This is a genomic window from Phyllobacterium sp. K27, from assembly GCF_054796155.1.
Window position 1 is genome coordinate 1,448,063 of the sequence record NZ_CM139240.1, and the last position, 14,021, is coordinate 1,462,083.

Genomic DNA, 14,021 nt, shown 5'->3' on the forward strand with positions numbered 1-14,021 from the left:
GGATGCTCGAGCCCGTGATCAATTTTTTCAGCCGGATATTCACCTATATCGGACGCGGTATCGGGTTTGTCGTCGGCATTCTTCTATGGCCTTTCATGTGGGCCGGCAGCTGGTACACTCAAAGGGGCTTTATTCTCAAGATTGTACTTGGTCTTGCGCTCCTCGTCTGGCTCGGTCTTTACGGTTATTTCTTTTACAATACGCAGGCTTGGACCAATTTTAATCCGGACTATGTTGCGTCCTATAATTTCAAGAACCAGACCGCACCCGCTGGTGAGCCACTCGCTGCTCCCGCAAAAGCTGCGGCGACAGGTACGAATGTTGCCAAGACCTGCGCGCAATCTGCAATTGTGACAGTCACAGCGGATTTAACGGATTTCAATGTTAATCAGAATGCCTGGATCTCCTCGATGCTGCTCTACAAGCTCGGATTTTTCGGCATGGACTGGGATAGGACTCCGTTTCTCGACAACAAGGCGTCCTTTCAACGCGGTATCAATTCAGCAGTCCGCCGCACCGCTATCGAGTTGGTTGATACGCTTGGCCGCGTGCGAGGCACATCACAGATCGATGGTGATTTGCAAAAAGCCCGTGGTAATTTACAGTTCACGGAAGACGCTTGGTATTTCGGCCTCAATCCATTTGGCCCGAAAACACCTACGCCAAGCTATTACCGCTCTGCTGTGAATGATCTTCGGACGTTCAACACCAAGCTGGCAAACTGCAACGCAATATTTGACGCGCGCGCGGATAATTTGATCCAGTTTGTGGACCGTATCGCCAATGATATTGGCTCAACATCAGCGATCCTGAAAGATCGCTCCGAGAACCACAATAATGGCTGGTTTGATACGCGAGCTGATGATCGCTTCTGGTTCGCCTACGGGCAGCTCTACGCGTATTACGGGTTGATGAATGCAGCTGAGGTGGATTTCAAACAGGTTCTGGAAGAGAAAAATTTGAAGTCCCTGTGGGATGGTATGGACGGGCAGTTACGTTCTGCTCTGGCTATTCAGCCTTGGATCATCGCCAATGGCAGTGAGGGCGGTTGGCTTCTGCCAAACCATTTGACGACCATGGGTTTTTATATCTTGCGGGTCCGGTCGAACTTGGTTGATATTAAGCAGGTCCTGCAACAATAGGCCATATTGTTATCAAAAGGCGGGTGGTAGCCCGCCTTTTATATTTGCCAGTATCGATCAGTTCATACGGGCAAGGCCGATGTTTCCTTGACCTCTTCCATGACGGCATAAGTGTGTGTTTCGCGAACGCCCGGTAGTGAAAGCAGGGCGTCCGAGAGAAAACGCCGGTAATGCTCCATATCTGCAACGCGGGCTTTGATCAGATAGTCAAAACCGCCAGCCACCATATGACACTCCATCACATCCGGGTTACGTCGCGTTGCAGCGGCGAAAGTTGCGAAGACATCGGGCGTGGTTCGATCCAGCTTGATTTCAACGAAGACCAGCATTGCGCGATCCAACTTTTTCGGCGACAGTTTTGCCGTGTACCCTAGGATATAACCGTCACGGGAGAGACGCTTCACCCGTTCGGTTGTCGCTGTTTGGGAAAGACTGATACGTTCAGATAATTCAGTATTGGATAGCCTTCCATCCTTTTGCAGCTCACGCAAAATCCGGCGGTCGAGACTGTCCAAACTTTTCATCTCTAAAAAATTCCCCATTTTTAGTTTTTTACTCTGGTTAGCAATTTTTCATTGGTGAGAATAACCACATGGAATAGATTATATGGGAAAAATCAATAAGGGAAAGCCTGATGACCAACCATTCGCCATCTACCCAAGATTTTTCCGCTCCATATGCTGTCGATGATCAACAATTGGTCACGGAACTACTGCAAACCATAGCGCTTTCCGAACCGGTAAACCGGCGTATTGACGAGCGCGCCAGTAAATATATCGCAACGATCCGCAAGGAAGCCAGCGGAATTGGTGGCGTTGAGGATTTCCTTCGTGAATACGGTCTTTCCACGCGCGAGGGTTTGGCGTTGATGGTGCTGGCGGAAGCGCTTTTGCGGGTTCCCGATGCCGCCACGCAAGACAAGTTGATCGAGGACAAGCTCAAGCAAGGTCACTGGTCCGAGCATGAGCCCAGCGGCGACACATGGTTCGTCTCTGCCTCCGCTTGGGCGCTTGGTCTTTCTGCCAAGGTCATCAAACCCGGGGAAACGCCGGAGGGGGTGTTGTCATCGCTGGTAAAGCGTATAGGGCTGCCAACTGTGCGCACCGCCACAAAACAGGCCATGCGTTATCTCGGACATCACTTTGTGCTGGGTGAAACCATTAAGGACGCATTGAAACGCGCGGGCACAAATGAGGCCAAAGGGTATCGGCATTCCTTCGATATGCTGGGCGAGGGCGCGCGGACACGCAAGGATGCGCAAGGCTACTTCAAATCCTATTCGGATGCGATTGATGCCATAGGCCGTGCCACTGGCAACAAGAAATTGCCAGATCGTATGGGAATTTCAGTTAAACTGTCAGCGCTTCATCCGCGTTATCTTGCTACACATCACGATCAGGTCATGGCTGAACTGGTGCCGGATCTCCTGGCATTGGCGCAAAAAGCGAAATCCTATGATCTGAATTTTACCGTTGATGCGGAAGAGGCAGACCGGCTTGAGCTTTCGCTGGATGTAATTGATCGCGTTTTTGCTGATCCGTCGCTGCATGGTTGGGATGGTTTCGGTCTTGCTATTCAGGCCTATCAGAAGCGTGCTGTCGATGTGATCGATCACATCGACAAGCTCGCAGCCCGCCACAACCGCAAGATGATGGTACGCTTGGTGAAGGGTGCCTATTGGGATACTGAAGTGAAGCGCGCACAGGAACGCGGCCTAGCCGATTATCCGGTTTTCACGCGTAAGCCTGCAACCGACGCATCCTATATGGCGTGTGCCAAGCGGATGCTCGACGCCCGACCGCGGATTTTTCCTCAGTTTGCTACGCATAATGCATTGACAGTCGCGATGATCTTGGAAATGGCCGGAGACGACAAGTCCGGCTTTGAATTTCAGCGTCTGCATGGCATGGGTGAAAGCCTTTATAAGCAGATCACCGAGAAGAATGACAAGATTGCTTGCCGCATCTACGCACCCGTCGGCGGTTACCGCGATCTTCTGGCTTATCTGGTGCGCCGTCTGCTTGAGAACGGTGCGAATTCTTCGTTTGTTTCAGTGGTTGGCGACAATAATGTGCCGATTGCCGATCTGTTGGTTCGTCCTGCCGAAAAGCTGAATGACGGTAGAGGCTATCGCCATCCTAATATTCCCGTGCCTTTGAAGCTCTACGGCAAACGCATTAATTCCGCCGGTGTCGAACTTGGCGACAGGAAAGCACTGGCCGATTTGTTGGCTGGAATTTCAAAAGCCGCGAAAACTGTGCACGCGGTTCCACTGATTGATGGGAAACCGACCGGCAAAACGCAAGATGTGATTTCTCCGGTCAATGGTGCAACTGTCGGTTCAGTTGTTTTTGCATCCGCCGAAGAGGCCGCAAAGGCTGTCAGCATTGCACGCAAAGGTTTTGTTGCCTGGTCCCGCACTGCGGTTGAAACACGCGCAAAGGCATTGGAAAAGGCAGCCGATCTGCTTGAAGACAATCGTGATCAATTGCTTGATCTCCTTTCGCGGGAGGCAGGCAAGACCATTGATGATGGTATCGCGGAAATTCGTGAGGCAGTCGATTTCTGCCGATACTACGCAGCTGAAGCCCGCCGTCAGTTTGGGACGGAGAAAGTTATGCCTGGTCCGACGGGTGAAGATAACAAGCTTCGACATCGTGGACGTGGCGCTTTCGTATGTATTAGCCCTTGGAATTTCCCCCTGGCAATTTTCTTGGGGCAGGTAACCGCTGCACTTGCCGCTGGAAACACGGTTATTGCCAAGCCAGCCGAACAGACGCCGCTTATTGCCCATGAGGCCATTAGAATTTTACACGAGGCAGGTGTTCCAAAAGATGCTGTCCTGTTCGTGCCCGGTGATGGTTCAGTGGGCGCAGCACTGACATCTCATGCGGATATTGCTGGGGTTGCCTTCACGGGCTCCACGGACACGGCTTGGGCCATAAACCGCACATTGGCTTCGAAAAAGGGACCGATTGTTCCTCTCATTGCAGAAACAGGCGGTCTCAATGCCATGATTGTTGATGCTACGGCTTTGTCGGAACAGGTGGCTGATGACGTCGTCATGTCAGCCTTCCGTTCGGCAGGTCAGCGTTGTTCGGCGCTAAGGATTCTCTACCTGCAGGAGGATGTGGCTGATCATATGCTGGAGATGATCGAGGGAGCTGCGAAAGAATTGGTGCTCGGTGATCCTGCGCTGGCATCGACGGATATCGGTCCGGTTATAGACAGAGACCAGCATAATATGTTGCGCGATCATATCGAGGCGATGCGCAAGACTCAGAAGGTTCGATTTGCGGGGGACGCGCCCAGCGACGGTCTGTTCTTTGCGCCTCATATTGTTGAGCTGGATCGTGCCGATGCATTGCAGCGTGAGGTGTTCGGTCCGGTTCTGCATGTGGTGCGTTGGAAGGCCAAGGATCTTGACAAGGTGCTCGATCAGATTGCGTCGACTGGCTATGGCCTGACTTTCGGATTGCACACGCGTATCGAAGCAACTGTGACGAAAGTTATCGACAAGCTTGATACTGGAAATATCTACGTTAACCGCAACACGATTGGCGCTGTTGTAGGTACCCAACCTTTCGGCGGTTCGGGTCTTTCCGGCACTGGGCCGAAAGCTGGTGGCCCCTCCTATCTGACACGCTTTGCACTTGAACAGGTCGTTTCAATCAATACGGCTGCCGCTGGCGGCAATGCCAGCCTTATTGCCATGGGAGAGTAATACCAGATGGGGATAGGCAAGTTCAGCCTATCCCCATCCCGCTCACGGGATGCTATTGATATTCTTAAAACAGTGGGGAACGTCAATGGTTATCATGAAATCTGATATTGAGATTGCCCGCTCCGCTACCAAAAAACCTATCTTGGAAGTGGGTGCAACTATCGGCATTCCGGCCGAACATCTGGTGCCTTATGGCCATGACAAGGCCAAACTCTCGGCAGAATTCATTCGCTCCAAGAAAGACGGCAAGAACGGCAAGTTGATCCTTGTAACAGCTGTTAGCCCAACGCCGGCTGGTGAGGGCAAAACAACCACGACTGTGGGACTTGGCGATGGCCTAAACCGTATAGGCAAAAAAGCAATCGTTTGTATCCGCGAAGCTTCACTTGGTCCTTGTTTCGGCACCAAGGGTGGTGCAGCAGGCGGTGGTTATGCGCAGGTCATCCCGATGGAGGATATCAACCTGCATTTCACCGGTGACTTCCATGCCATAACTTCGGCGCATAATCTACTCGCGGCTATGATCGACAATCATATCTATTGGGGCAATGAACTCAACCTTGATACACGCCGGATTACCTGGCGCCGGGTGATGGACATGAACGACCGCGCCTTGCGTGGCATTGCATCCTCTTTGGGTGGTGTAGCCAATGGGTTTCCTCGCGAATCCGGTTTTGACATCACCGTTGCATCGGAAGTCATGGCAATTCTATGCTTGGCTGTTGATCTGGCCGACCTTGAAAGGCGTCTCGGCGATATCATTATCGGCTACAGGTTTGATCGCAGTCCGGTCTATGCGCGTGACCTCAAAGCGGACAAAGCCATGGCTGTGCTCTTAAAGGATGCGATTCAGCCCAATCTGGTCCAGACGCTTGAGAGTAATCCGGCTTTTGTGCATGGCGGCCCTTTTGCCAATATTGCGCATGGCTGCAATTCGGTCGTTGCGACGACAACCGCTCTGAAACTGGCTGATTTTGTGGTTACAGAAGCGGGCTTCGGGGCTGATCTCGGTGCTGAAAAATTCTTTGACATAAAATGCCGCAAAGCTGGTTTGAAGCCTGCCGCCGCGGTCATCGTCGCTACGGTTCGGGCGATGAAAATGCATGGCGGTGTAGCAAAAGCTGATCTTGGTCAAGAGAATGTTGCAGCGGTGAAATCCGGCTGCGCAAATCTTGGCCGTCACATGGAAAATGTTCGCCAGTTTGGTGTGCCTGTGATTGTCGCGATCAATCATTTCACCGCCGATACGGAGGCCGAGATCGAAGCGGTAAAAGCCTTTGTTGCTACTCATGGTGCGGAAGCGGTATTATGCAAGCATTGGGCTCAGGGGGCCGCCGGGATTGAAGAACTGGCACAGAAAGTTGCAGCACTCGCCGAAAGCGGGTCGGCGCAATTTTCTCCGCTCTACGAAGATGAGCTTTCTCTGTTCGATAAAATCGAGACAATCGTAAAGAGAATTTATCGTGGGGCAGAAGCAGATGCCGATGCGAGTGTTCGCGATCAGTTACGTCGCTGGGAGGAGGCAGGATACGGTCATCTCCCGGTCTGTATGGCAAAAACGCAATATTCGTTTTCAACAAATCCTGATTTGCGCGGTGCACCGGTTAATCATGTCGTGCATGTGCGCGAGGTAAGGCTCTCGGCGGGGGCGGGGTTTGTCGTGGCCATCTGCGGTGAAATAATGACCATGCCGGGCTTGCCGAAATCGCCCTCGGCGGAACGAATTCATCTCAATAATGGTGGGCTGATTGAAGGCCTGTTTTAGACCTTAGGCGAACATCCGATTTTTGCTGTTGCAAGCGATCCAATGTAACGCTAACAATCATCGCCATGAACACACGCATTCACTCAACTGGCTGGTGGTGGGCTCGCTTTTAGCGGCCGCGCAGCCTTTTGCATGTTTGTGAAAAGGATAGGGCCGCAACGGGTTTACCGGGCGGCCTTTTTGTTTGACCCCTTGAATCGCCCGAAACGCTTGATGCAACAAAGGAATTGATGATGCATAGAATTGAGGGCGACTTGGAAATATTCGATACCAAGGGCGGTGTGGCGATTACCCGTTCGCGTGTGGCAACAGCCTATGACAGCGCGATTGACAGCTATATTGATGCGCTTGATGAGCGGCGAGGTGCGGTTTTTTCTTCCAACTATGAGTATCCGGGCCGTTATACACGGTGGGATACGGCAATTATCGACCCTCCCGTTGTGATTACCTCAAACGGCAGACATATGACCATTGAGGCGCTGAACAAGCGCGGTGAAGTTCTGCTTCTGCCAATTAAACAAGCTGTTGGCATACTTGAGGACGTTACAGTCAGCTCTGTCGATGAGACGAAGCTGGAACTGGAGATTGCGTTACCGGCGCGTGCATTCACAGAGGAAGAACGGTCACGCATTCCTTCAGTGTTTACAGTTCTGCGTGGTATTGTTGCGCTATTTTTCACCGAAGACGATGCCAATCTCGGCCTCTACGGCGCTTTTGGCTATGATTTGGCTTTTCAGTTTGATCCTATCGAATACAAGCTGAAACGCCCCGAAGATCAGCGCGATATCGTGCTCTATTTGCCGGACGAGATATTGGTGGTGGATCACCATGCCGCAAAGGCGTGGTTGGACCGTTACGACTATGCTTATGAAGGCAAGTCGACCGAAGGGCTGCCACGCGACACCGCCAAAAAACCGTTTAAGCCCACGGATGTCATTCCGGGCAGGGGCGACCATAATCCGGGAGTTTATGCGGAACTGGTCAAGAAGGCCAAGGAAAGCTTCATGCGCGGCGATCTGTTCGAGGTTGTGCCGGGGCAGACTTTTTATGAGCGCTGCGAAACAAACCCTTCGGTGATCTCAAGAAGATTGAAGGCTATCAATCCCTCACCTTATTCTTTCTACATCAATCTTGGTGACAATGAATATCTCGTAGGCGCTTCGCCTGAAATGTTCGTTCGGGTTGTTGGCCGGCGCATCGAGACTTGTCCGATTTCCGGTACTATCAAGCGCGGTGACGATGCTATCGCCGATGCAGAGCAAATCATCAAGCTGCTGAATTCCAAAAAAGATGAATCGGAGCTCACCATGTGCTCCGATGTGGATCGTAACGATAAAAGTCGTGTCTGCGAGCCCGGTTCAGTTCGTGTTATCGGGCGCCGCCAGATCGAAATGTATTCTCGCCTTATCCATACGGTGGATCATATTGAGGGCCGCCTGCGTGAAGACATGGATGCTTTCGATGGCTTCCTCTCCCATGCATGGGCGGTAACAGTTACGGGCGCTCCAAAGCTGTGGGCCATGCGCTTCATTGAGGAAAATGAACGCAGCCCGCGCGCATGGTATGGCGGCGCCATCGGCATGGTCAATTTCAATGGCGATATGAACACTGGCCTGACACTGCGAACCATCCGCATCAAAGACGGGATCGCGCAGGTTCGTGCAGGAGCGACGTTGCTGTATGATTCAGTACCGGAAGAGGAAGAAGCCGAAACTGAGCTGAAAGCATCGGCGATGATTGCGGCTGTGCGTGATGCACACAAAAGCAACGTGATTCCGGAAGAGCGTGCTGTCGCTCGCGTCGGGGAAGGACTGCAGATTTTGCTGGTCGATCACGAAGATTCTTTCGTACACACGCTAGCGAACTATTTCAGGCAGACCGGTGCCGTTGTCACCACTGTCAGAACGCCAGTCCCCGAAGAGATATTTGACCGGATCAAACCTGATCTTGTTGTTCTTTCACCCGGCCCGGGTACGCCGACAGATTTCGATTGCAAGGCGACAATCAAGAAAGCGCGCGCACGCAACCTTCCAATATTTGGTGTTTGTCTCGGATTGCAGGCGCTGGCCGAAGCCTATGGCGGAAGCTTGAGGCAACTCCACGTGCCGATGCACGGAAAACCATCACGCATTCGCATTACCAAACAGGGAAGGATTTTCTCAGGGCTTCCCAAAGAAGTGACAGTAGGTCGTTACCACTCAATCTTTGCGGATCCAGTACGTCTTCCGGACGAGTTTATTGTCACGGCCGAGACAGACGATGGTGTCATCATGGCTTTCGAACATAAGCATGAACCCATTGCAGCAGTGCAGTTCCATCCGGAATCGATCATGACACTGGGACATAATGCTGGTATGCGCATGATCGAAAACGTCGTGGCGCACCTGCCACGCCGTACGAAGGAACGAGCGGCCTAGGGCGAGAATTTCAGCATGATTGATACACGCTCGGCAGTTAATGGCGAAGCCACGGTGCGCCGACTGGCTTTTTGGTCGATTTTTATCGGCATCGCTGTGCTTGCCCTGAAATATGTAGCCTACCATGTGACGGGGTCGGTCGCTCTCTATTCAGACGCGCTTGAATCAATCGTCAATGTTGTTGCAGCTCTTGCCGCCTTCTGGGCGATCATGGTTAGCCACAAGCCCGCCGATCAGAATCATCCCTATGGTCATCACAAGGCGGAGTATTTTTCAGCGGTGATCGAAGGGGTGCTGATTATCTTGGCTGCTCTGTTGATCCTGCACGAAGTCTGGAAGGCTTGGGAAACACCAAAGACATTGGATCAGCCCTGGCTGGGACTTGCGATCAATGGCGGTGCCTCATTGATCAATGCTGGCTGGGCAACGCTGCTACTGAGAAGCGGGCGCAAGCACCGCTCGCCTGCGCTATTGGCAGATGGCAAGCACATCATGACAGATGTGATCACATCACTTGGCGTGTTCATTGGTTTGGTTGGAGCTGTCGTCACGGGGTGGACAATTCTTGATCCCGCGTTGGCAATCATCGTAGCAGTGAATATTCTTTGGCAGGGCTGGGGGGTGATCAGCAATTCTGTTCAGGGATTGATGGATGGTGGGGTGTCGACGGATGAGACCATGCGTATCCGCGATGTTATCTCGGCAAATGCCGGAGGTGCGTTGGAAGTTCATGATTTGAAAGCTCGCGTGGCCGGTCGAATGACCTTCATCGAGTTCCATCTTGTCGTGGAGGCGACTATGTCCGTTGGTGATGCGCACATCATCTGCGATCGTATAGAGAATGCTTTGATGCAGCTCATTCCAGATGCGAGCGTGGTGATCCACGTAGAGCCGGAAGATGAGGCCAAACTGCCTATCGGTACGGCTGCCGTACCTTTTGCTTGATGGTTCGGTTGCAATCGCGCAACATTACGTCACGTAATATTTCATGACGTCATGATTTTGTTACAATTATATTGACATAGAAGCTTCGCTGGTTGAAACGTCGATCAGCAATGCGAATTCTCCGAACCGGATCAAGCCTAAAAGCGCGAAGTTGGGGACAAGTTCATTTGGTAAAAGCGTCAATTCCGCAGCTGGAATTGATCGCCAACACGCATGGCAGTGCCAGCGGACGACCGCGGCTGTTTACAAATTTAGTTAACCTTTAACCACTAGGATTAGCTTATGGGTAAACCTTATTTATATGCACTGATTGCTAGTCTATCATTGATCGCTGTGGCACCGCCTGCCTTTGCGCGTAGCACGGCTGACTGTGACAAATTGCAATCGGGAAAGACAGAAGTCCTGTCCGCGAATATTGATCCTCAACCTGATGTGGACAAGAATGCCGCAGATGCCTGCCCAACAAAAGGCAAGCTTGTCTCCCAAGGTTCAGAGAAACTGAAACCCATCAACATCCTAGCAACTGGTGGTACGGGCATTTTGAAAAAGGCAATCAAAGGCGAAATTCTTCCGCAAAGCGAAGGATCGCTTCAGGAGGATTTGTCCTTCAAGTATCGCATCTATCGCCCGGAAATCCCGAGTGGTGATACTGTGGTGCTTTTGCACGGCTCAGGTCAGGATGAAACCAGCTTGGTGTCATTTGCCTCAAAAATCGCGCCGGACGCTTTGCTGCTGGCTGTCCGCGGTCGCGTGGTTCAAGATGGCTCAAATCGTTGGTATCGTCGCTTGACGCCTGTCAGCTTCGACCAGAAGGATATTCGTTCTGAGGCGCAGGCTTTCGCAGGTTTCTTCAAACAAGTCGCTTCCAAGTATAAAATCGACCTTAACCGCACTACATTTCTTGGTTATTCAAACGGAGCAAATCTCGTCAACTCCGTCATGATGCTCTATCCAGATTTGGTGAAACAGGCGGTGTTGTTGCGTTCTATGCCAGTCCTGACAGACTCTGTTGATGCCAATTTGGGTAATGCGCGTGTACTGACAGTATCAGGCGCGTCGGATCAGCTTTATGCTCCCTACGCGCCTGCGTTGGAGGACCTGTTGCGTTCGCATGGTGCTCGGGTGGAGGCGCGTTCAATCAAGTCCGATCATGGTCTTGGCAAGGACGATGTTAAGGTCGTTGGTGAATGGCTTTCCGGTGCCACTGCCTCGCTAAAAAAATAACCGCCCTCTCAGGAAGTCTTGCATCTGAGCCAACACTCGTTTAGGTGTTTGCTTATGAAAACGCGCCCGACACAGATGTCCAACGTTCAGTCTGCCTTTACGGGCTCGACGAATCGCGCTTTTCTTCTTCCGCTTCTTCTCGACCTTATTGGCGATCGCCGGGCTCGTTGAAGGAGCGTCCGGCGGTCGAAACCGCCATGCGGCTCTTGCTCCTTATCCCTTTACAAGTTTAGCTCAACGCCTAAAAAGAGTGCCATGATTGCGCCCATACATATGCGCATCCGGCCGGAAACGAGAAGCAAATGACCGATATTAATGCATCGCGATCTGTCGCGGGAATGCCCGAAGCAGCCAAGAAATATGAACCCTATGCCTCCGTTGATCTCAAGGATCGCCAATGGCCATCCAAACGAATTGAAAAGGCGCCGATCTGGTGTTCTGTTGATTTGCGCGATGGCAATCAGGCCCTTGTTGATCCAATGGGACATGATCGCAAGGTGCGCATGTTTGCGTTGTTGCTTGACATGGGTTTCAAGGAAATCGAGATTGGGTTTCCTTCCGCGTCGCAGACCGATTTCGATTTTGCCCGCTGGTGTGTTGAACAAGGCAATCCCGGCGACGATGTTTCGTTGCAGGTGCTTGTTCAGTGCCGCCCCGAACTGATTACGCGAACATTTGAATCGCTGCAGGGCGCACACAAACCCATCGTGCATTTTTATAATTCCACCAGTGAATTGCAGCGCCGAGTGGTTTTTAACAAAGATGTGAGTGGTATAAAGACCATCGCTACTGATGCTGCGAAGATGATCACGGACATGGCGGCCAAGGCAGGTGGCGGCTTCCGCTTCGAGTATTCACCAGAAAGCTTCACTGGCACTGAACTCGAAGTGGCTTTGGAAATCTGCAATGCCGTGAGCGAGATCGTCAAGCCGACACCAGACAACAAGTTGATTATTAACCTGCCGTCGACGGTCGAGATGTCGACGCCGAATATCTATGCAGATCGTATTGAGTGGATGTGCCGTCAGCTCGATAACCGGGAGAATCTTATCGTTTCATTGCACCCGCACAATGATCGCGGGACTGGCATTGCCGCAACGGAACTCGGCTTGATGGCGGGTGCAGACCGTGTTGAGGGTACATTGTTCGGCAATGGTGAACGCACTGGCAATGTTGATATCGTTACCTTGGCATTGAATATGTTTACCCAAGGTGTAGACCCGGAAATTGACTGTTCCGACATTAATCGCATGAAGGAAGTCTATGAATATTCCAACCAACTGGTGATCCCGGAACGGCATCCCTATGTCGGGGAGCTTGTATACACAGCGTTTTCGGGCTCTCATCAGGACGCGATCAACAAGGGCATGAAAGCGATCAAGCAAGCCAATAAAAGCTTGTGGGAAGTACCGTACCTGCCGATTGATCCGCAGGACGTTGGCCGCAGTTACGAAGCGATTATTCGCATCAACTCGCAATCTGGTAAGGGCGGTATCGCCTATATTTTGCAGGCGGATTATGGTCTGAACCTGCCGCGCGGCATGCAGGTGGAATTCCGCGATGATATCCAGCATATCACGGACGAAGGCGGCAAGGAGGTTTCTTCCAAGCAGATATATGAGCGTTTTCAAGAGCTCTACATCGAACAATCGGGAGCCCGGATTAAGTTTGTTGACCACCATACTTATCCTGATACGGAGCGTAAGGGCGTACGCATTATTGCGGCGGAGATTACAGATGGCGGCGAGACCAGGCGCATCGAAGGCAGGGGTACGGGCCCTATTGATGGTTTTATTGATGCGCTGTCGCATTATCTCGGCTTCAAAATGTCGGTGGTGAATTACTCGGAGCATTCACTTCAGCATGGCTCGGATGCAGCAGCGATCACGTATATGGAAATTGAGCATGCGGGTGGCAAAATATTTGGTGCGGGAATTAACAAGAACTTTGTAACCGCCTCGCTTGAGGGCATTGTTTCTGCCGCAAATCGCATCATCGCCAAGTAAGCGATACAGGTAATTTATACTTGTAATTATCGGCTAATGAATTCGGGCCAATCCTTTGATTAAGTCGAAGGGTTGGCCTCGTTCTGACAAGTTTCAGGTGCATTGGGGCGGTAGGATTGCTAATGATCATGGGCCCGGATTTCACTCGCAAGTCAGTCGGTTTTCAGCTTGAAGGAACTGATGAAAGAAAATTCGAATCATCGCGACAGGTTGAGCCTCGCAGAAGCAGTGCGCGGTGCGCAGCTCGCCTTTGCTGACAGGAACGATGTTCTCACAGATTCGAAGGAAGCTGATCTTGCCCGGATCGAAGTCCTTGCTCAGGATTTGCAAGAGGTTTTTGAAGATGTGCCTATTGACGATCCGCAATGGCAATTTGCAGTTTCAAAAGGACAGCAACCACGCTTATGGATCGACATCACATCGCACGTCAGCATGGCTCGGGATCGTCGCACCTACCGGTTTGTGCGCGATACAAGGAATGGTCGAATTCTCGTCGCGGAATCCACCGAATTAAGACCCATCGCAGATGCCGTCACCCACTATATCGCTGAACGAATTGTCGAGAGACAGCAAATGATGGAAGGCAGCAGGATTGCTTTGATCGAGCCAAAACCTGCGAGAGAAGTTCAGCAGATTGAACAGCCCTCTCAGGCATCTGCGACTATTCCCGTTGTCAAACAGACATCTCGTCTGAGTTCATTTATCACGGCCCTCTACTGGTTTCTTATAGGAGCAGCTATTGGCTCTGGAGCATTCGTGGCATTTTTTTGGGAACGCGTTTCCAACCACTTTTAAGTC

General features: G+C 51.7%; 9 protein-coding genes. 8 read left to right on the forward strand and 1 reads right to left on the reverse strand.

Annotation, left to right across the window (positions count from 1 at the left end; genetic code table 11):
• Positions 1 to 2 precede the first annotated feature (2 nt).
• A complete protein-coding gene (locus ACYJL1_RS07030) occupies positions 3 to 1,142 on the forward strand; it encodes a DUF2333 family protein (RefSeq protein ID WP_460897665.1) in 1,140 nt (379 codons plus the stop codon).
• Between the two features lie 62 nt (positions 1,143 to 1,204).
• On the opposite strand, the gene ACYJL1_RS07035 is transcribed toward ACYJL1_RS07030, so the two are convergent.
• Positions 1,205 to 1,666 carry an Lrp/AsnC ligand binding domain-containing protein gene (locus ACYJL1_RS07035; protein WP_115052381.1) on the reverse strand — a complete coding sequence of 154 codons (462 nt, stop codon included), beginning with the start codon at positions 1,664 to 1,666 and terminating at the stop codon, positions 1,205 to 1,207.
• A gap of 110 nt (positions 1,667 to 1,776) precedes the next feature.
• Between ACYJL1_RS07035 and putA the strand changes: the two genes are divergently transcribed.
• From putA to ACYJL1_RS07070, 7 genes are all read left to right on the forward strand, one after another.
• Positions 1,777 to 4,866: a bifunctional proline dehydrogenase/L-glutamate gamma-semialdehyde dehydrogenase PutA gene (putA, locus tag ACYJL1_RS07040; protein WP_460897666.1), complete on the forward strand. Its 3,090-nt coding sequence runs from the start codon at positions 1,777 to 1,779 to the stop codon at positions 4,864 to 4,866.
• A gap of 85 nt (positions 4,867 to 4,951) precedes the next feature.
• On the forward strand, positions 4,952 to 6,631 hold the full coding sequence (locus ACYJL1_RS07045) for a formate--tetrahydrofolate ligase (protein WP_460897667.1): 1,680 nt from the start codon (positions 4,952 to 4,954) through the stop codon (positions 6,629 to 6,631).
• A gap of 233 nt (positions 6,632 to 6,864) precedes the next feature.
• Positions 6,865 to 9,048: an anthranilate synthase gene (locus ACYJL1_RS07050; RefSeq protein WP_460897962.1), complete on the forward strand. Its 2,184-nt coding sequence runs from the start codon at positions 6,865 to 6,867 to the stop codon at positions 9,046 to 9,048.
• Positions 9,049 to 9,063: 15 nt separating this feature from the next.
• Positions 9,064 to 9,993, forward strand: coding sequence for a cation diffusion facilitator family transporter (locus ACYJL1_RS07055; protein WP_460897668.1), 930 nt, complete (start codon positions 9,064 to 9,066; stop codon positions 9,991 to 9,993).
• Positions 9,994 to 10,275: 282 nt separating this feature from the next.
• Complete coding sequence (locus ACYJL1_RS07060) at positions 10,276 to 11,217, forward strand: alpha/beta hydrolase (protein WP_460897669.1); 942 nt, start codon at positions 10,276 to 10,278, stop codon at positions 11,215 to 11,217.
• Between the two features lie 302 nt (positions 11,218 to 11,519).
• Positions 11,520 to 13,223, forward strand: a complete 1,704-nt coding sequence (gene leuA / locus ACYJL1_RS07065; RefSeq protein WP_460897670.1) for a 2-isopropylmalate synthase — start codon at positions 11,520 to 11,522, stop codon at positions 13,221 to 13,223.
• Positions 13,224 to 13,403: 180 nt separating this feature from the next.
• Entirely contained in the window at positions 13,404 to 14,018 is a 615-nt protein-coding gene (locus ACYJL1_RS07070) for a hypothetical protein (RefSeq protein ID WP_460897671.1), read from the forward strand.
• The last annotated feature ends 3 nt before the right edge of the window (positions 14,019 to 14,021 follow it).

What these genes read in the sequence shown, in the direction of transcription:
- ACYJL1_RS07030 (WP_460897665.1), top strand. Translation starts at nt 3, where the DNA reads ATGCTCGAGCCCGTGATCAATTTTTTCAGCCGGATATTCACCTATATC.
- ACYJL1_RS07035 (WP_115052381.1), bottom strand. Translation starts at nt 1,666, where the DNA reads ATGAAAAGTTTGGACAGTCTCGACCGCCGGATTTTGCGTGAGCTGCAA.
- putA (WP_460897666.1), top strand. Translation starts at nt 1,777, where the DNA reads ATGACCAACCATTCGCCATCTACCCAAGATTTTTCCGCTCCATATGCT.
- ACYJL1_RS07045 (WP_460897667.1), top strand. Translation starts at nt 4,952, where the DNA reads ATGGTTATCATGAAATCTGATATTGAGATTGCCCGCTCCGCTACCAAA.
- ACYJL1_RS07050 (WP_460897962.1), top strand. Translation starts at nt 6,865, where the DNA reads ATGCATAGAATTGAGGGCGACTTGGAAATATTCGATACCAAGGGCGGT.
- ACYJL1_RS07055 (WP_460897668.1), top strand. Translation starts at nt 9,064, where the DNA reads ATGATTGATACACGCTCGGCAGTTAATGGCGAAGCCACGGTGCGCCGA.
- ACYJL1_RS07060 (WP_460897669.1), top strand. Translation starts at nt 10,276, where the DNA reads ATGGGTAAACCTTATTTATATGCACTGATTGCTAGTCTATCATTGATC.
- leuA (WP_460897670.1), top strand. Translation starts at nt 11,520, where the DNA reads ATGACCGATATTAATGCATCGCGATCTGTCGCGGGAATGCCCGAAGCA.
- ACYJL1_RS07070 (WP_460897671.1), top strand. Translation starts at nt 13,404, where the DNA reads ATGAAAGAAAATTCGAATCATCGCGACAGGTTGAGCCTCGCAGAAGCA.